The following is a 16,758-nucleotide window of genomic DNA, read 5'->3' on the forward strand; positions in this document are numbered from 1 at the left end:
TGGCTCATCGGTCGACTCCTCCCATGACGGGGTCGATCGAGGCGATGGCGACGATGACGTCGGCGACCATGCCGCCCTCGCTCATCACGCTCGTCGCCTGCAGGTTGGTGAACGACGGGTCCCGGAAGTGCGCACGGAACGGACGCGTGCCGCCGTCGGAGACGACGTGGGCGCCCAGCTCGCCGCGAGGCGACTCGATCGGGACGTAGGCCTGGCCGGCCGGGACGCGGAAGCCCTCGGTGACCAGCTTGAAGTGGTGGATCAGCGCCTCCATCGACTCACCCATGATGTGGCGGATGTGGTCGAGGCTGTTGCCCATGCCGTCGCTGCCGATGGCGAGCTGGCTGGGCCACGCGATCTTCTTGTCGCCCACCATCACCGGCGCGCCCTCGAGGCCGGCGAGGCGGTCGGCGGCCTGCTCGACGATCTTGAGCGACTCCCACATCTCGTTGAGGCGGATCCGGAACCGGCCGTAGGAGTCGGCGGTGTCCCAGGTCTGGACCTCGAAGTCGTAGTCCTCGTAGCCGCAGTAGGGCTGGGTCTTGCGCAGGTCCCAGGCGTAGCCCGTGGAGCGGAGCACCGGGCCGGTGAGGCCGAGCGCGATGCACCCGGCGAGGTCGAGGTGGCCGACGCCCTCGAGGCGGCCCTTGAAGATCGGGTTGGCGTTGCAGAGGGCGGCGTACTCCGGCAGCCGCTTCCTCATCAGGGCGATGAAGTCGCGGATCTCGTCGAGCGCGCCGGGCGGCAGGTCCTGGGCGACCCCGCCGGGACGGATGAACGCGTGGTTCATCCGGAGGCCGGTGATCAGCTCGAACAGGTCGAGCACGAGCTCACGCTCGCGGAAGCCGATGGTCATGACGGTCAGGGCGCCGATCTCCATCCCGCCGGTCGCGATGGCGACCAGGTGGGAGGACATCCGGTTGAGCTCCATGAGGAGCACCCGCATGACCTGCGCCTTCTCCGGGACGTCGTCCTCGATGTCGAGCAGCCGCTCGACGCCGAGCGCATAGGTCGCCTCGTTGTAGAACGGGGAGAGGTAGTCCATGCGGGTGCAGAACGTCGTGCCCTGCACCCAGGTGCGGTACTCCATGTTCTTCTCGATGCCCGTGTGCAGGTAGCCGATGCCGCAGCGGGCCTCGGTGACCGTCTCGCCCTCGAGCTCCAGGATGAGCCGGAGCACCCCGTGGGTCGAAGGGTGCTGCGGGCCCATGTTGACCACGACCCGCTCCTCGGCGGACTCGCCGATGCTCTGCGTGATCGAGTCCCAGTCCTGGCCGGTGACGGTGAAGACCTTGCCCTGGCTGGTGTCGCCGGGCGCGGCGTAGAAGTCCTGCTCGGTGGTCATCAGTTGTAGCTCCTGCGCTGGTCCGGCGGAGGGATGGACCCACCCTTGTACTCGACGGGGATGCCGCCGAGGGGGTAGTCCTTGCGCTGCGGGTGGCCCGGCCAGTCGTCCGGCATGAGCACCCGGGTCAGAGCGGGGTGACCGTCGAAGATCAGCCCGAACATGTCGTACGTCTCGCGCTCGTGCCAGTCGAGCGTCGGGTAGATGCTCACCAGGCTCGGCACGTGGGGGTCGCTGTCCGGCGCAGTGACCTCGACGCGGATGAGTCGGTTGTGGGTCATCGACGTCAGGTGGTAGACCGCGTGCAGCTCGCGACCGTGGTCGTCGGGGTAGTGGACACCGCTGACACCGGAGCAGAGCTCGAACCGCAGCGCCTCGTCGTCACGCAGCATCTGCGCCACGAAGGGCAGGTCCTCGCGGCGGACGTGGAAGGTGATCTCGCCGCGGTGCACCACGACGCTCTCGATGGCCGAGGTGAGGTCGGTGGCCTCGAGCCGCGCCTCCAGCGCTCCCGCCACCTCGTCGAACCAGCCGCCGTAGGGCTTCTGCGACGGGGCCGGGAAGACCGTCGCGCTGACGAGGCCGCCGTAGCCGGAGGTGTCACCCGTGCCGCTGACGCCGAACATGCCGCGGCGCTCGCCGACCGCGTGCACCTCACCGGTCGGGGCGGGGAGGTTCTCCGGCGACTGCTCGGGAGCCGGCTGCCCGACGCCGCTGCCGGTGCCGGTCTCGGACTTGGCCTTCTCGAGGTTGCGCTCCTCGGCGGGACGCGCCGCCTCGTTCTTGTCGGTCTTGTCGTCCGACTCGTCCTGGGCCTTGCCGGCGTGCTTCTCGTCTGGCTTGTCGGTCACCGGAGGAGGCCCTTCATCTCCGAGGTGGGCAGGGCGCGCAGCGCGGCGGTCTCGAGCTCGGCGACCTCGTCACGACGGTTGGCACCCAGCTTGGTGTGCTGGACCTGGTCGTGCAGCTTGAGGATCGCGTCGATGAGCATCTCCGGACGCGGCGGGCAGCCGGGGAGGTACATGTCCACGGGGACGACGTGGTCGACGCCCTGGACGATCGCGTAGTTGTTGAACATGCCGCCCGAGGAGGCGCACACACCCATCGCGAGGACCCACTTGGGCTCGGGCATCTGGTCGTAGATCTGGCGCAGGACCGGGGCCATCTTCTGGCTCACCCGGCCGGCGACGATCATCAGGTCGGCCTGTCGCGGGCTGGCGCGGAAGACCTCCATGCCGAAGCGCGCGAGGTCGTACTTGGGGCCGCCGGTGGTCATCATCTCGATGGCACAGCAGGCCAGGCCGAAGGTGGCGGGCCAGAAGGACGCCTTGCGCATGTAGCCCGCGACGCCCTCGACGGTCGTCAGCAGGACGCCGCTCGGCAGCTTCTCTTCAAGTCCCATTTCAGATCTCCCTCTGAGGGTCGTGAGGCGCGTGCAGTGCCAAGGCGGAGGAGGGAAGGCGACCTTCAGCGGAGCGCAGCGGAGCGGTCGTCGACCGACGACAACGCGGGCAATGTGCGTGCATCACGGGCCTCAGTCCCAATCCAGGCCGCCGCGACGCCATACGTAGGCGTACGCCACGAACACAGTCGCGATGAAGAGCACCATCTCGACGAGGCCGAAGAGGGCCATCTGGTCGAAGTGGACGGCCCACGGGTAGAGGAAGATGATCTCGATGTCGAAGACGATGAAGAGCATCGCGGTGATGAAGTACTTCACCGGGATCCTGCCGCCGCCCACGGGCTGCGGCGTCGGCTCGATGCCGCACTCGTAGGAGTCGAGCTTGGCCCGGTTGTAGCGCTTGGGACCCACGACGGCGCTCATGATCACGGAGAAGACCGCGAAGCCCGTCGCGATGAGTGCCAGCGCCAGGATCGGCGTGTAGAGCTCCATCGCTTCCCTTCCGGTGGACCTGCGCCCCGCCCAGACGGGCATGTGACTTTGTGAACGGCTTCACGAGTGGCGCGGGCCACAGTCTAGGACTCCGGTGCGGCGTGCGTCACCTCGGGGTGCAGACCATTCCGCAGCGGCGATTGCCGCCCTGACCTGCGCATTTAGGCAACGATGCCGTCACCTAAATAGGCGTGCCGCGATCAGGCAGTGGCGCGATGCAGGGCGACGATGCCGCCCGTGAGGTTGCGCCACTCGGGACGCTGCCAGCCGGCCTCGGCGACCATCGCGGCGAGCCCTTCCTGGTCGGGCCAGGCGCGGATCGACTCCGCGAGGTAGACGTAGGCGTCGGCCGCGCTCGCGGTGAGCGAGGCGATCCGGGGCAGGGCCTGCATGAAGCCGTCGAGGTAGAGCGTGCGCAGCGCGCCGTTGGTGGGCGTGCTGAACTCGCAGACGACGAGGCGGCCGCCCGGGCGCGTCACGCGGAGCATCTCCTCGAGCCCCGCGACCGGGTCGACGAAGTTGCGCAACCCGTAGGAGATCGTGACCGCGTCGAAGGTGTCGTCCAGGAACGGCAGCCGGGTGCCGTCGCCGGCGACGAACGGCAGCGAGGGCCGGTCCTTCTTGCCCTGCTGGAGCATGCCGACGGAGAAGTCGCACGGCACGGCGGTCGCCCCGTGGGCGCCGAAGGGCTCGCTCGAGCACCCGGTGCCGGCCGCGAGGTCGAGGACCAGGTCGCCGCGCTGCGGTGCGACGGCGTCGACCATCGCCCGGCGCCAGGTGCGCTGGATGCCGGCCGTCATCAGGTCGTTCGTGAGGTCGTAGCGCTTGGCCACGGTGTCGAACATGCGACGTACGTCGGTCGGTTGCTTGTCCAGGTCAGCGCGGGCCACGCCGCGAGCGTAGGCGTCCGAACCCCGGGAGGCGCAACGTGGGGGTGTCGTCGGACGTCCCTATGATCACCACGTCGCTGGCTTCCCGGGGGAGGACCCACATGTCACGCCACCGCGCACTCGCGCTCGTCCTTGCTCTGCTCTGCGCCCTGACCACCCTCACGGGCGTCGCCGCGACCGGCTCCGCGTCCGCCGCCGCGCCGTCCGCGTCGAGCTCACGCGCCGACTTCGCCCCGATGCAGCTCGGCGACCGGGGCTGGCGGGTTCGGGTGCTGCAGAGCCGGCTGCACCAGCTCGGCCTCCACTCCGAGGTCGTGACCAACAGCTTCGACCGCGAGACCCGCGACGGCGTCGCCACCGTCCAGCGTCGGCGTGGCTGGACCGCCGACGGCGTCGTGGACGAGCGCACGTGGCTCAAGATCGTCAGCCTGACGACCCAGCCGACGACCGAGGCGCTGCACAACGTCTACGCGCCCGGCAAGCCGCTGCTGCAGCAGGGCGACGCCGGCATGTGGGTGCGCCAGGTGCAGGCCCGGCTCAAGCAGGTCCGCTGGTACGACGCCCGGGTGACCGGGCGCTACACGCAGGCGACCGTGAAGGCGGTGGAGGGGTTCCAGGCCAAGCGCCGGATCCCGGTGACCGGTGCGGTCGACCGGCGCACCCTCACGCGGCTCAAGGAGATGACCCGCGAGCCGACCAAGGCCGAGCTCTTCAACGTCGTGCCCTCCGGCCCCGCCCTCGACCCGCGCTGCCTCACGGGCCGGGCGATGTGCGTCGACAAGACGTCGAACTCGCTGCGCTGGGTCGTCGACGGCGCGGTGCTGGAGACCGTCGAGGTGCGCTTCGGGTCCGACGAGCTGCCCACCCGCGAAGGGGCGTTCACGGTGTTCCGCAAGTCGCGCGACCACGTCTCGAGCCTCTACGACACCCCGATGCCGTTCGCGATGTTCTTCTCGGGCGGCCAGGCCGTGCACTACTCCCCCGACTTCGCGGCCAACGGCTACAACGGGGCGTCCCACGGCTGCGTCAACGTGCGCGACCGCGCGGTCGTGGCCTGGCTGTTCGACCGGGTCAGGCTCGGCGACAAGGTGATCGTCTACCGCTCCTGAGCGAGCCGGTTCAGGAGCCGGTGCTGCCGGCGAGCGAGAAGGCGGAGTCCAGGCCGTCGCCGGCCCGCCCACGGCGCGGGAGGGACGCCGAGGCCGCCTCGACCTGCAGTGCTGCAGGCACGGCGACCACGGCGTGCTCGCGCGACAGCTCGAGCCGGATGGCCGGGTGGTGCGCGACGCGACCGATGCGGAAGCCCAGCGTCGTCGCCAGGCCGCTGATGGTGCGGTTGACCCGGGCGTCCATCACGAGCACCCGCAGCCGGTCACCCCACCAGGGAGCCAGGGCGGACACCTCGGCGGCGAGCTTGCGCGCCCGCGAGCCCTGCCGCGCCTCGGCCACGTGGGCCGACATGGCCTCGAGCACGTCGCGGGGCGTCTCGTGCCACGCGGAGCCGTCGACGGTCGCGGACTCGAGCAGCTGCTCCAGCACCCTTGCCGCCTCGCGGTCGAGCAGCACGTGCGTGGGTCGGACGTGGGTGAGGGCGCCCTCGAGCTGGTCGGGCGTCGCGACCCACGCGAGGGTGCACCCCGACGTCAGGTGCGCGTCGCGCGCGACGGTCGTGAAGCGGTCGGTCGCCTCGCCGGTCAGCAGGACGACGTCGGTGCCGGTGAGGTCGGACAGCGCGCCGGAGCACTCGGGCCGGAAGAGCCACGCCTGGCTCTTCTCCCGCGGCAGTCCCAGCACCGGCGAGGACGATGCGCCGGCGCGGGCGTTGGCGACCCAGGACAGCAGGTCGGGCTGGCGCTTGCGCCGCTCGAGCCCCATCCCCCGCAGGCGTTCCCACGAGCGGTCGTCGCACTCGAAGAGCTGGGCGTCGGCCAGGGCCGCGCGCCGCAGCAGCGACAGCCGGCTCTCGTCGTCGACGACGACGAGACGCACCTCGACCTCGTCGAGGAGCCGACCCACCTCGGCGGCGTCGAGGTGCTCGGGGAGCAGCAGCGGCACCGCCCCGGCGACACGGGTGGCGAGCTCGAGCTCGAGCTGGCGGGCTCCGGTCGCGACCCGGATGACGACGACCTGGCCGGGGTTGACCCCGGCCTCGATCATGCCGGCCGCGCCGTCGATCACCCGCCGGTAGAGCTCGTTCCACGTCAGCGAGGTCCACGTCCCGTCGCGCACCTCCGTCACGGCGACCTCGAGCGCGCGGTTGCGCGCGTGGCGCTCCAACCGGACGAGAGGAGATTCGTGGGCAGGCACGTGCGGGCTCCTAGGGGGTGTCGGTTACCGAGGCAACCTAGGTGACGTGCGCCTCTCCTGTTCGCCGTTTGGCCGATCTCCCCTCCTCCCCCTCCACGCCTCGGCGTAGGCTGCGCCCTCGTGACGATCCCCGCGTCCGCCTCCACCCCGCCGCTCGTCGTGCGCACCGTCCCGGTGGACCTGGCGGATCTCCCCCTCCTCGACCTGCTGCCGCGGCACGAGCCGGTCAGCTGGCTGCGCCGGGGCGAGGGCCTCGTGGGCTGGGGCGTCGCGGCCCGCCTCGAGACGTCCGGACCGACCCGGTTCAGCGACGCCGTGAAGTGGTGGTCCGAGACCGTGGCGCGCGCCCGGGTCGAGGACCAGGTGGCCGAGCCCGGCACGGGCCTGGTCTCGTTCGGGGCCTTCGCGTTCGCCGACGAGCCCGGCGAGTCCCTGCTGGTCATCCCGCAGGTCATCGTGGGCCGCCGCGGCGACCGGACCTGGCTGACCACCGTCTCGGTCGAGGCACCCACGCTGGTCCCCGCCCCTGCCCCCGAGCCGCCCGTCGGCCTCGCGTTCTCCGACGGCGCCCGCAACGGCGAGGAGTGGATGACGGTCGTCGCCGAGGCGGTCCGCCGGATCTCCGCCGGCGACCTGGAGAAGGTCGTGCTCGCCCGCGACCTCATCGCGACCACCGACGAGCCGCTCGACGTCCGCTGGCCGCTGCACCGGCTGGCCGCGCAGTACGAGATGTGCTGGACCTTCCACGTGGACGGCCTGTTCGGCGCCACCCCCGAGATGCTCGTACGCCGCGAGCGCGGCCTGGTGACCTCCCGCGTGCTGGCCGGGACGATCCGGCGTACGGGCGACGACGAGCGCGACCTCGCGCTGGCCGCCACCCTGGCCCGCTCGTCGAAGGACCTCGAGGAGCACGAGTACGCCGTGCGCTCGGTCGCCGACGCCCTCGAGCCGCACTGCTCGTCGATGAACGTGCCGGAGGCGCCGTTCGTCCTCCACCTGCCCAACGTCATGCACCTGGCCACCGACGTCAACGGCGTGGTCCACGACAACGCGACGTCGCTGCAGCTGGCCGAGTCGCTCCACCCCTCGGCAGCGGTCGGGGGCACCCCGACGACCGACGCCACCCGGCTCATCGCCGAGATCGAGGGGATGCCGCGCGAGCGCTACGCCGGCCCCGTCGGCTGGATGGACGCCTCGGGCGACGGTGAGTGGGGCATCGCGCTGCGCTCAGCGACGGTGACCGAGTCGGGGGTGCGGCTCTTCGCCGGCTGCGGCATCGTGGCGAGCTCGGACCCCGAGGCCGAGCTGGCCGAGTCGCAGGCGAAGTTCGTGCCCGTGCGCGACGCGCTCGGCGCCGGCTGAGTCTCGATACGCTCGCTGGCGCTCGCCACTCGACCACCGAAGCGCCTCCTCAGAGGTCCCGGCCCGGCTCGCGACGCTCGAACGCCTGGCCCGCCGGCAGCAGGTTGCCCATGTGGGTGGCGACCATGTCGAGGCCGATGTCGCTGTAGACGCGGTCGTGGATCGCCAGCGAGCGGGGCGCCGCGACCTCGCGCACGAAGTCGATCGCCTCGCTGACCTTGAGCCACGGAGCGCTCACCGGCGCGAGGAGGACGTCGACCTCGCGACCGGGCGGCGTCAGCGCGTCACCCGGGTGGAAGACGCTCGCTCCCCCGGACTCCAGCACGTAGCCGGAGTTGTCGAAGCGGTCGTAGTCGGGGTGGATCACCGCGTGCTTCTCGCCCACGACCTCGACCGCCGTGCCGGCGACCTCGAGCCGGTCACCTGGCCGCACGACCGTGACGCGGTCGGCGACCTCGGGTGCCTGCTCGCGCAGCAGCCGCTCGACCGCGGCGATGGTCCAGATCGGCACACCGCTCCCGCGAAGATGGTCGGGATGCACGTGGTCGGCGTGCTCGTGGGTGATCAGGACGGCGTCCGCGCCCTCGAGCGCAGCGGGGTCGGTGAACACTCCCGGGTCGATGACGACGACACCGCCGTCGCCCTGCACCCGGACGCACGCGTGGCCGAACTTGGTGATCCGCATGGTCCCCACCCTAGGCGCGCCCCGCGGCTGGGGAATCGTCGTACGGGTGGGGCAGAAGGTTAGGGTGGGGCAGCCTCCGACGGGTGGAGTGCCCTGGGGGAATTGCCAATCGCACCCGAGACGAAGAGAGTCCTACATGTCTGCACGCCGCGTGCTCGCAGGCAGCGCCGTCGCGCTGCTCCTGCCCGCGTCCCTGCTCCTGACGGTCGAGACCGGTTCGGCCACCGACTCCGCGGCCAAGCCCGCGTCGACGTCGGTGACGAAGAAGGCCGGCCAGAAGATCTCGGTGGAGGTGCTCCCGCAGATCGTCCAGCAGGGCAAGCGCACCGCCAGCGCCGACTCCGCCAAGGGCGCCGTCACCGCGACCATCAAGCCGGTCAAGGTCGGCCGCAAGGTCGTCCTCGAGCGCCTGGTCGGCACGTCCTGGAAGAAGGTCGGCACCGCCAAGCAGGAGAAGTCCGGTGACGCCAACTTCAAGGCCGCCGTCTCCAGCGGTGGCGCCGCCGTGACCTACCGCGTCACCGCGCAGAAGTTCAAGGGCCTCAAGAAGGTCTCCAGCACCTCCGCCGACACGACGCAGTGGCTGACCCCGACCTTCACCGACGAGTTCTCCGGCAGCACGCTCAGCCCCGTGTGGAACATGCGCGGCCAGAAGTACGAGCCGCAGAGCAAGCGCAAGTGCTCCAAGGGTGACCCGAAGGCCGTCAAGGTCGGCAGCGGCGCCCTGCGCCTGAGCGTCATCAAGGACAAGTCGGCCAAGGGCAAGTGCAAGGCCACCTCGCGCAAGATGAAGAAGAAGATCTCCTACCGCCTCAACGGCCACGTCGGCACCGAGGGCGGGTTCGACTTCCGCTACGGCGTTGCCGCCGCCCGCGTCAAGATGCACAAGTCGCAGGGCCAGCACTCCAGCTTCTGGTCGCAGCCCGTCGGCGGCAACGGCCCCGGCAGCGACGGCCACGAGATCGACATCATCGAGTACTTCGGTGACAAGCACCCGCAGGGTGGCCTCACCAGCTTCATCCACTGGTACAAGGGCAAGCGCCTGATCAAGACCGGCTCGTGGATCAAGGACTCGAAGTCCTACCTGACCAACAAGAAGGACGGCTGGTCGAAGAACTACCACGTCTTCTCGGTCCAGTGGACGCCGAGGACGATCATCTTCCGCATCGACGGCAAGGAGACCTGGCGCACGTCGGCCCGCGTCTCGAAGGCCCGGCAGTACCTCATCCTGAGCCTGCTCGCCTCCGACTACGAGGCGCTGGAGATGTCGGACAAGAAGCTCCCGCAGCACATGTACGTCGACTGGGTCCGCGTGTGGGAGACCCCGCAGCCCTGATCGACTGACTCACCGGCACGACGATCCGCGCCCTGGACCGCACTCCCTGATTCAGGGAAGGACCAGGGCGCGGATCTTTGCGTCCAGCTCGGCGCGGTTGTCGCGTCGTACGCGCGCCTCGACGACCTCGATCCCGCCGTTGGGGGTGGCGAGGGCCTGCTCCAGCTCGGGCAGCCCGGTGACCCGCAGGTGCGGCACCCGGGCGGCCGCGCACAGGCTGGCGACGTCGACGCCGTGCGGGGTGCCGAAGAGGGTGTCGAAGCGGTCGGCGTGCTCCGGTGCGCCCTGCTCGAGCGTCGCGAAGATCGACCCGCCGTCGTCGTTCACCACGACGATCGTCAGGTCCGGGCGCTCCTCGCGCGGGCCGAGGAGGAGGCCCGTCGTGTCGTGCAGGAACGTCACGTCGCCCATCAGGGCCAGCGCGCGCGTGGACCGCGGCCGGCCCAGCGCCGCGCCGATCGCCGAGCTGATGGTGCCGTCGATGCCGGCCAGGCCCCGGTTGGCTATGACCTTGCGGCGGCCGCCCACCTCGTAGCGGGCGACCATCAGGTCGAGGTCGCGGACCGGGTTGGAGGCGCCGACGAACAGCAGCCCGCCGGCAGGCAGGGCACGACTGACCGCCCCGGCCACCTCGTACGGCGTGAGGTCGGCCTCGGCGGCGAGGAACCGGTCGAGCCCGCGCGACGTGGCGCGGTCCGCCTCGCGCCAGGCCTCGAGCCAGGCCGGGTCGCCGGGCCCGGTGACGTCGACCTGGTCCACCTCGTGGGCCACGGCAAACGGGCGCTCGGCCCACCTGCCGCGGTGGCGGGTCGAGACGACCTCGACGTCGTCGCGGGCGAGCAGGCGCGCGACCGGGCGCGACAGCGTGGGGTGGCCGTGGACCACCACCCGCTCGACCTGTTGCCCCAGCTCACCGCCCAGCAGCAGCCGGTAGGTGCGCACCACGTTGTCACCGGTGCGACAGCCGCTGGACGGCTCGGCGAGGAGCGGCCAGCCGGCCTTCTCGGCGAGGACGCGGGCGGGCGGACCGGCGTCGTCCCCGGCGACGACGACCGTGCGGGGCCCGGGCTCGAGGACCAGTCGCTCCACGGGAGCGGCGGGCGTGGCCGGCCACGACGGCGGGTCCTCGGCGGCGCCCCCCCAGCCCCCGTCGTCGGGCAGCAGCGGCTCGTCGAGCTGCACGTTGAGGTGCACCGGCCGGTTGCCCCCGTGGCTGCGGACGAACGCGAGGATCGCGTCGAGATCGGCGGCGACGACGTCGAGCGTCGGGGCGAAGGAGCCGAAGATCCCGACCTGGTCGGTGGTCTGGTTGGCGCCGGAGCCGCGCAGTCGCGCAGGCCGGTCGGCGGTCACGACCACCATCGGCACACCGGCGTGGGCGGCCTCGACCACGGCGGGCAGGAGGTTCGCCACGGCCGTGCCCGAGGTGCACGACACCGCGGCGGGGCGGTTGCCGACCTTCGCGAGGCCGAGGGCGAGGAAGCCGGCCGTCCGCTCGTCGATGCGCGTGTGCAGGCGCAGGGCCCCGGCAGTGGCGGCGTCGTAGAGCGCGAAGGAGAGCGGCGCGTTGCGGGAGCCGGGCGCGATGACCGCCTCACGCACGCCGGCGCCGCGGAGCGCGGTCACCACGGCGCGGGCGAGCTCGGTCGACGGGTTGGTCACGCTCGCTGATCCTGCCGTACCGACGCCAGCCGGTCGCGCCAGTGGGCGACCCTGTCCGCAGGAGCCGCCAGCCGTGCCAGCGCCGCGTCATCCACCTCGGGTCGACCCACCCGCAGCATGCCGTCGACCGGCAGCATCGGATCGGTGACCACGTCGTCGGTCAGCAGCTGCACGGTCGCGAGCCCGCACGCGTGGTGGAGCTCGGGAAGCGCCGCCGCGAGGGCGACGCCGGCGGCGATGCCGACGCTCGACTCGACGGCGCTGGAGACCACCACCGGCAGGCCGATGTCCTCGGCGATGCGCAGGCACGCCCGCACCCCACCGAGCGGCTGCACCTTCAGCACGGCCACGTCGGCGGCCTCGAGGTCGCGGACCCGGTAGGGGTCCTCGGCCCGGCGGATCGACTCGTCGGCGGCCACCGGCACGTGCACGCGTCGTCGTACGACAGCGAGGTCCTCGACGGCCATCACCGGCTGCTCGACGTACTCCAGGCCGCCGGCCGCGCGGTCGATCGCGGCGATCGCGCGGACCGCCTCGTCGACGTCCCACGCGCCGTTGGCGTCGACCCGCACCAGGCCGTCCGGCCCGAGGGCGTCGCGCACCGCCTCGACGCGTGCCAGGTCGTCGGCCAGCGTCTGGCCGCGCTCGGCGACCTTGACCTTGGCCGTGCGGCAGCCGCCGGCGGTGACGATGGCGTGCGCCCGGTCGGGGTCGGTCGCGGGGACGGTGACGTTGACGGGTACGACGGTGCGCAGCGGCTCCGGCCACCCCACGTCAGCCGCCTCGCGCGCGCAGGCGAGCCACGGGCGGGCGGTCGCGTCGTCGTACTCCAGGAACGGCGACCACTCCCCCCAACCGGCGTCGCCGCGCAGCAGCACGCCCTCGCGGACCGTGATGCCACGGAACCTGGTGCGCAGCGGGATGGAGAAGACGTGCAGGTCGTCCACGGGCCGGGCCATCAGAGCGCGGCCCTGATCGCCTGCCGGTCGACCTTGCCGTTGGGCAGCAGCGGCAGGCTCTCGACCCACCGGAACTCGCGGGGCGCCCACGACCTCGGGTGCTCGAGGCTGACCCAGTCGCGCAGCTCGGCCTCACGGACGCTGCCGACCACGACGGCGACGACCCGCTGGCCCCACTCGGGGTCCGGGACACCGAGGACCTCGGCGTCGGTGACGAGGAGGTGCTCGCGGAGTCGTCGGGCGACGGCGGTGACCGGGACCTTCACGCCGCCGCTGACGACCACGTCGTCGACGCGGCCGATGACCTGCAGGCGTCCGTCCTCGTCGAAGCGGCCGGCGTCGGAGGTGAGGAACCAGCCGTCGACGACGGACTCGGCGGTCAGCCCGGGGTCGTCGGCGTAGTGGCTGAAGAGCGTCGGGCCGGCGATGCGCACCCGTCCCTCGGCGCCGATCGTGACGCCGACCCCGTCGAGCGGCATGCCGTCGTAGACGCACCCGCCGGCGGTCTCCGACGAGCCGTAGGTGGCGACGACGCGGACGCCCTGCTCCTCGGCGCGCCTGCGCACGTCAGGGTCGAGGCCGCCGCCGCCCACGAGGACCGCGTGGCAGCGGGCGAGGGCGGCGACCTGCTCGGGGTCGCCCACGATGCGGTGGAGCTGCGTCGGCACGAGCGAGGCGAACGTCGGGGTGCCGGCGTGGTCGGCCGCGACCACGCGCCCGATGTCGAGGCCGTCCACGACGACGGGCTCGTGTCCGGCGACCAGCGAGCGGACGATGACCTGCACCCCCGCGACGTACGACGACGGCAGCGCGAGCAGCCACCGGCCCGTCCCGCCCAGCCGACGGGCGGACGCCTCGACGCTCGCGAGCACGGCGCGGCGCGGGAGGACGACCCCCTTCGGCCTGCCTGTCGAGCCGGAGGTCTCGATGAGCAGCGGTGGTGGGGCGTCGGCCTCCAGCCACGCCGACAGCTGCCGGATGGCGACGGAGGGCTCGTCCGAGGGCCGCAGGAAACTCACACGACGAACGCTAGTGGCTCTGCCAGCATGAGCAGGATGGACGGTACCGAGACACGGCGTGAGCCCGGGACGCAGTCGTGGTGGCAGCGCCAGCTCCCGCCGTCACCGCTCGCACGGTCACTGTCGGTCCAGTCGATCCTCTTCGCGGTCGGCGAGGGCACGTTCATCACCGGCTCGGCGGTCTTCTTCACCCAGATCGTGGGCCTCTCGGCCGCCCAGGTCGGCATCGGCCTCACTGTCGCCGGCCTCGTGTCGTTCTTCTTCGCGGTGCCGGCGGGCAAGCTCGCCGACCGGGTCGGCACGAGGCGCATGTGGGCGATCGGCGCCGGGCTCACCGCCCTGCTCTACCTCGTGTGGCCGCTGATCCACGGCTTCGCCGCGTACCTCGCGATGATGGTCGTGCTCGAGGTGGTCAGCCAGGCCGGCTGGAGCGGCCGCGGTGCCTACACGATCGACATCTTCACCCGCGAGGAGCGCGTCCAGTCGCAGGCCTTCATGCGGGCCGCGCTCAACATCGGGTTCACGGTCGGCGCCCTCATCGGCGGCCTCGCCCTGGCCACCAACAGCGACGCCGTCGTGCGCGCCGTGCCGCTCCTCACCGGCGCCATCCTGCTCGCGAACACGTACTGGATCACCCGGCTGCCCGACCCGCCGGCGAAAGCCCCGAGACACACCGACGACGAGGTGATCAAGCCGCGTGCGCTGAAGAACCGGCCGTTCCTCGCCCTGATGACGGGCGACGGCGTGCTCGGCACCAACCAGGTGCTGCTCAACATCGTGATCCCGCTGTGGCTCGTGGAGGAGACCGACGCCCCGCGCGTGCTGCTCGCGTGGCTCTTCGCCACCAACACCGTCATGGCGGTGCTGCTGCAGGTCGCCGCTGCACGCGGCGTCGACTCCGTCGCACGGTCGCTGCGGGCGTCGTACATCTCGTCCGGCTTCTTCGTCCTGTCCTGCGCCATCGTGCTCGTCACCCACGACACGATCGGCTGGCTCACGATCGCGCTGGTCTGGCTCGGCCACGTCACGGTCACCGGCGCCGAGCTCTTCCAGTCGGCCGGTCACTGGGGCTTCATGTCGGACCTGACCGACGCCGACCAGCGCGCGGAGTACCAGGGCGCCGCCCACATCGGCGGCACGCTCGGCTCGGTGTGGGCGCCCGCGCTCTACACCTGGCTGGCGATGGAGCACGGGTCGTTCGGGTGGATCACGATCGCGGCCATCGTGGCGGTCTCGACGCTCACCATGGGCCCGTCGGCCCGGGCCGCCGAGCGCTACCTCGCACGGCACGGCTCGGCGACCTGACCGGCCGCGGCACCCGTCGTACGCCGTAGGGTCGCGGCCATGACCGCGTACTGGATCACCACCTACAAGGCCGTCCACGACTCCGACAAGGTGGCGGCCTACGCCACGCTCGCCGGTCCGGCGCTGACCGCGGCGGGTGGCCGGTTCCTGGTGCGCGGCGTGCCGGAGGTGACCTTCGAGAAGGGCGAGTCCACCCGCACGATCGTGATCGAGTTCCCGTCGGTCGAGGCGGCCGTCGCTGCGCACGACAGCGAGGCCTACCAGGAGGCGCTCCGCGCGCTCGACGGCGGCGCTGACCGCGACATGCGCGTGGTGCCCGGCGCGTAGCCGCCCTCCGCCGCCCTTCGTCGCCCTTCGCCCGCCGTGCTCCCCGCCGGCTGCGTGGCATGGTGGAGGGATGGACGCCTTCCGGCTCGTCGCCACCGTCGTCGTGATGGTGGGGGTCGTCGTGGCCATCCTGCTGTTCGAGCGACGCAGGGCCGAGCAGATCAGGCGTGACACCGCGCGGATGGCGCAGGGCCGCCCCCAGGACGAGGCCGACGACGAGGACGGCCGGGCTCCGTAGCCGCGGGACCGACGCCCGGGGCGCGTCGTATTACCCACCTCAGGGTGGTGACCGACGGCTGGTCACGACCTACGGTCCAGAAAAGGCTGGATCTCTGTCGTGGAGGGACAGGCATGGAGACCAACGTGGGATCGATGGCCCCGGCCAAGCTGCTGGGCCTCACCTTCCTGGTGGGCACCGTCCTGGGCCTGCTGGGTGTGGTCCTCTGGGTCAACGTCGTGGATGACGACGCTGGTGACGCCAGGCTGCAGGCGAGCAGCCGCAGCGTCGCCGACGAGCCAGGTCCAGAGCCCCGTGACAGTGACGCCTCTGCACCGCCGGAGCAGGCGGCAGACACTCGGGCGGCGCGCTGCTCCGAGGCGGCTGCAGCGCTCGAGGACCCCCTCGGGGCGGCGCGACCCGCGCTTCGGCAGTGGGACGTGCACGTCGACGCCATGAACCAGCTCGTGGTCGGCGAGATCACCCTGCAGCAGGCGACGGCCTTCTGGAACCAGACAAGGCTGGGCGCCCAGCGGAACGTCGACCGTTTCCGGAAGGCCTGGACCGCCCTCGAGCGCACCGGCGTCGACTGCCCGGCTCCCGCGCTGCTGGGTCCCGCACCGGCAGCCCTGCGCTCCTGCTCCCGCCTCGTCGAGGCAGAGCTCGGTGCCGCCCAGACAGCGAAGACGTCGATCGACACCTGGGACACCCACGTGCACCACATGGACATGCTCCGGATGGGCACGCTGTCGCCCGAGAAGGCGACCGAGATGTGGCTGTCGATGTGGAGGCGCGGCGTGCGGGACCTGGACGCCTACCGCGCGGCAGCGCGCAACCCGGTGCTGGAGGTGGCGTGCCCGGGTTCGGACTCCGCCGGCTGAGCCTCAGGTGGCGACGGCCTCGCGGACCCGGTCGAGCATGGCCTTCTCGCCGGCGCTGACCTGCTCCGCGCCGAAGCCCATGAAGCCGCCCTCCTTGGCGGCGTCGGCCGCAGCCTGGGCGCTCGCCAGCAACCACGCGCCGTACGCCGCTGCCTCCTCGGCAGACGCCTTGGCCGCCACGACCGCCATCACGCCACGGAGCTCGGCGACCACCTCGTCCCCGACCGCCGGGCCCGTGGGCTTGTAGCCCTTGAGCGGATGACGGCGTTCCTGCACCATCGCCTGGACGTCGAGCGCCACGTCGGCCAGGAGCTCCTCGCGGCTCGGCGGGCTGGTGGCCGACTTCATCGCGGCCATCGTCTCCTTCGCGGCCTCGATGGGGCCGCCCGGGTCGGCCAGGGAGATCGCGAGCCCGGCCACGAACGGTGCCCGCACGATCCGGGCCCATTCCTCCTCGGAGAAGTCGCTCTTCGTCGTCACGCCATCATCCCTTCGCGCGCGGAGGCCGCACCCCGTCCGGGGCTCGGCATGGCTGCCAGTGTCCACCGCGGCCACGGGGATGTCATCCC

18 protein-coding genes are annotated in these 16,758 nt (G+C 71.8%); 7 read left to right on the top strand and 11 right to left on the bottom strand.

The genetic code is table 11. From position 1 onward, the window contains the following. Positions 1-4: 4 nt before the first annotated feature. The 5 genes from JOD65_RS22540 to JOD65_RS22560 form a co-directional block, all read right to left on the bottom strand. Positions 5-1,345 (bottom strand): NADH-quinone oxidoreductase subunit D, encoded by a 1,341-nt coding sequence (locus JOD65_RS22540; RefSeq protein WP_191194419.1) that lies wholly within the window; start codon positions 1,343-1,345, stop codon positions 5-7. Further along, the gene (locus JOD65_RS22545) at positions 1,345-2,196 is read right to left on the bottom strand and encodes an NADH-quinone oxidoreductase subunit C (RefSeq protein WP_191194418.1); all 852 of its coding nucleotides are present in this window, start codon (positions 2,194-2,196) and stop codon (positions 1,345-1,347) included. Before JOD65_RS22545 ends, JOD65_RS22540 begins: the two co-directional genes overlap by 1 nt. Further along, positions 2,193-2,747, bottom strand: coding sequence for a NuoB/complex I 20 kDa subunit family protein (locus JOD65_RS22550; protein WP_191194417.1), 555 nt, complete (start codon positions 2,745-2,747; stop codon positions 2,193-2,195). Before JOD65_RS22550 ends, JOD65_RS22545 begins: the two co-directional genes overlap by 4 nt. Positions 2,748-2,879: 132 nt before the next feature. Then, on the bottom strand, positions 2,880-3,239 hold the full coding sequence (locus tag JOD65_RS22555) for an NADH-quinone oxidoreductase subunit A (protein WP_191194416.1): 360 nt from the start codon (positions 3,237-3,239) through the stop codon (positions 2,880-2,882). Positions 3,240-3,439: 200 nt separating this feature from the next. Next, complete coding sequence (locus JOD65_RS22560; RefSeq protein WP_191194415.1) at positions 3,440-4,129, bottom strand: demethylmenaquinone methyltransferase; 690 nt, start codon at positions 4,127-4,129, stop codon at positions 3,440-3,442. Positions 4,130-4,230: 101 nt separating this feature from the next. Here JOD65_RS22560 and JOD65_RS22565 point away from each other — a divergent pair, with 101 nt between their 5' ends. Continuing rightward, positions 4,231-5,238: a L,D-transpeptidase family protein gene (locus JOD65_RS22565; protein WP_191194414.1), complete on the top strand. Its 1,008-nt coding sequence runs from the start codon at positions 4,231-4,233 to the stop codon at positions 5,236-5,238. A gap of 10 nt (positions 5,239-5,248) precedes the next feature. On the opposite strand, the gene JOD65_RS22570 is transcribed toward JOD65_RS22565, so the two are convergent. After that, positions 5,249-6,436 (bottom strand): AMP-binding protein, encoded by a 1,188-nt coding sequence (locus tag JOD65_RS22570; protein WP_191194413.1) that lies wholly within the window; start codon positions 6,434-6,436, stop codon positions 5,249-5,251. 120 nt (positions 6,437-6,556) lie between these two features. Between JOD65_RS22570 and JOD65_RS22575 the strand changes: the two genes are divergently transcribed. Next, a complete protein-coding gene (locus JOD65_RS22575; RefSeq protein ID WP_191194412.1) occupies positions 6,557-7,798 on the top strand; it encodes an isochorismate synthase in 1,242 nt (413 codons plus the stop codon). A gap of 49 nt (positions 7,799-7,847) precedes the next feature. Here the strand turns inward: JOD65_RS22575 and JOD65_RS22580 are convergent, their stop codons facing one another. Continuing rightward, positions 7,848-8,483 carry an MBL fold metallo-hydrolase gene (locus JOD65_RS22580; RefSeq protein WP_191194411.1) on the bottom strand — a complete coding sequence of 212 codons (636 nt, stop codon included), beginning with the start codon at positions 8,481-8,483 and terminating at the stop codon, positions 7,848-7,850. A gap of 136 nt (positions 8,484-8,619) precedes the next feature. On the opposite strand from JOD65_RS22580, the gene JOD65_RS22585 reads away from it, so the two are divergent. Then, on the top strand, positions 8,620-9,819 hold the full coding sequence (locus tag JOD65_RS22585; protein ID WP_191194410.1) for a glycoside hydrolase family 16 protein: 1,200 nt from the start codon (positions 8,620-8,622) through the stop codon (positions 9,817-9,819). 51 nt (positions 9,820-9,870) lie between these two features. Here the strand turns inward: JOD65_RS22585 and menD are convergent, their stop codons facing one another. Genes menD through JOD65_RS22600 form a run of 3 tightly spaced genes read right to left on the bottom strand, consistent with a single transcriptional unit; the run spans position 9,871 to position 13,459 of the window. Continuing rightward, the gene (menD, locus tag JOD65_RS22590) at positions 9,871-11,481 is read right to left on the bottom strand and encodes a 2-succinyl-5-enolpyruvyl-6-hydroxy-3-cyclohexene-1-carboxylic-acid synthase (protein WP_191194409.1); all 1,611 of its coding nucleotides are present in this window, start codon (positions 11,479-11,481) and stop codon (positions 9,871-9,873) included. Further along, on the bottom strand, positions 11,478-12,440 hold the full coding sequence (locus JOD65_RS22595; RefSeq protein WP_191194408.1) for an o-succinylbenzoate synthase: 963 nt from the start codon (positions 12,438-12,440) through the stop codon (positions 11,478-11,480). Before JOD65_RS22595 ends, menD begins: the two co-directional genes overlap by 4 nt. Further along, a complete protein-coding gene (locus JOD65_RS22600) occupies positions 12,440-13,459 on the bottom strand; it encodes an AMP-binding protein (RefSeq protein WP_307821348.1) in 1,020 nt (339 codons plus the stop codon). The genes JOD65_RS22595 and JOD65_RS22600 overlap by 1 nt, the downstream gene beginning before the upstream one ends. Before the next feature lie 36 nt (positions 13,460-13,495). On the opposite strand from JOD65_RS22600, the gene JOD65_RS22605 reads away from it, so the two are divergent. From JOD65_RS22605 to JOD65_RS22620, 4 genes are all read left to right on the top strand, one after another. After that, on the top strand, positions 13,496-14,764 hold the full coding sequence (locus JOD65_RS22605) for an MFS transporter (RefSeq protein ID WP_191194407.1): 1,269 nt from the start codon (positions 13,496-13,498) through the stop codon (positions 14,762-14,764). Positions 14,765-14,803: 39 nt separating this feature from the next. Beyond that, positions 14,804-15,091, top strand: a complete 288-nt coding sequence (locus JOD65_RS22610) for a DUF1330 domain-containing protein (protein WP_191194406.1) — start codon at positions 14,804-14,806, stop codon at positions 15,089-15,091. Positions 15,092-15,161: 70 nt separating this feature from the next. Continuing rightward, complete coding sequence (locus JOD65_RS22615) at positions 15,162-15,329, top strand: hypothetical protein (RefSeq protein WP_191194405.1); 168 nt, start codon at positions 15,162-15,164, stop codon at positions 15,327-15,329. A 113-nt stretch (positions 15,330-15,442) separates the two neighbouring features. Continuing rightward, positions 15,443-16,189, top strand: coding sequence for a hypothetical protein (locus tag JOD65_RS22620; protein ID WP_191194404.1), 747 nt, complete (start codon positions 15,443-15,445; stop codon positions 16,187-16,189). Positions 16,190-16,192: 3 nt separating this feature from the next. Here the strand turns inward: JOD65_RS22620 and JOD65_RS22625 are convergent, their stop codons facing one another. Then, positions 16,193-16,669: a hypothetical protein gene (locus JOD65_RS22625; protein ID WP_191194403.1), complete on the bottom strand. Its 477-nt coding sequence runs from the start codon at positions 16,667-16,669 to the stop codon at positions 16,193-16,195. Positions 16,670-16,758 lie beyond the last annotated feature (89 nt).

The sequence above is a fragment of the Nocardioides cavernae genome (assembly GCF_016907475.1).
Taxonomy (GTDB): Bacteria; Actinomycetota; Actinomycetes; order Propionibacteriales; family Nocardioidaceae; genus Nocardioides; species Nocardioides cavernae.

Excerpts from the sequence above, each read along its gene's own strand:
- JOD65_RS22540 (WP_191194419.1), bottom strand. The coding sequence starts at position 1,345 with ATGACCACCGAGCAGGACTTCTACGCCGCGCCCGGCGACACCAGCCAG.
- JOD65_RS22550 (WP_191194417.1), bottom strand. The coding sequence starts at position 2,747 with ATGGGACTTGAAGAGAAGCTGCCGAGCGGCGTCCTGCTGACGACCGTC.
- JOD65_RS22555 (WP_191194416.1), bottom strand. The coding sequence starts at position 3,239 with ATGGAGCTCTACACGCCGATCCTGGCGCTGGCACTCATCGCGACGGGC.
- JOD65_RS22565 (WP_191194414.1), top strand. The coding sequence starts at position 4,231 with ATGTCACGCCACCGCGCACTCGCGCTCGTCCTTGCTCTGCTCTGCGCC.
- JOD65_RS22580 (WP_191194411.1), bottom strand. The coding sequence starts at position 8,483 with ATGCGGATCACCAAGTTCGGCCACGCGTGCGTCCGGGTGCAGGGCGAC.
- JOD65_RS22585 (WP_191194410.1), top strand. The coding sequence starts at position 8,620 with ATGTCTGCACGCCGCGTGCTCGCAGGCAGCGCCGTCGCGCTGCTCCTG.
- JOD65_RS22595 (WP_191194408.1), bottom strand. The coding sequence starts at position 12,440 with ATGGCCCGGCCCGTGGACGACCTGCACGTCTTCTCCATCCCGCTGCGC.
- JOD65_RS22605 (WP_191194407.1), top strand. The coding sequence starts at position 13,496 with ATGGACGGTACCGAGACACGGCGTGAGCCCGGGACGCAGTCGTGGTGG.
- JOD65_RS22610 (WP_191194406.1), top strand. The coding sequence starts at position 14,804 with ATGACCGCGTACTGGATCACCACCTACAAGGCCGTCCACGACTCCGAC.
- JOD65_RS22615 (WP_191194405.1), top strand. The coding sequence starts at position 15,162 with ATGGACGCCTTCCGGCTCGTCGCCACCGTCGTCGTGATGGTGGGGGTC.
- JOD65_RS22620 (WP_191194404.1), top strand. The coding sequence starts at position 15,443 with ATGGAGACCAACGTGGGATCGATGGCCCCGGCCAAGCTGCTGGGCCTC.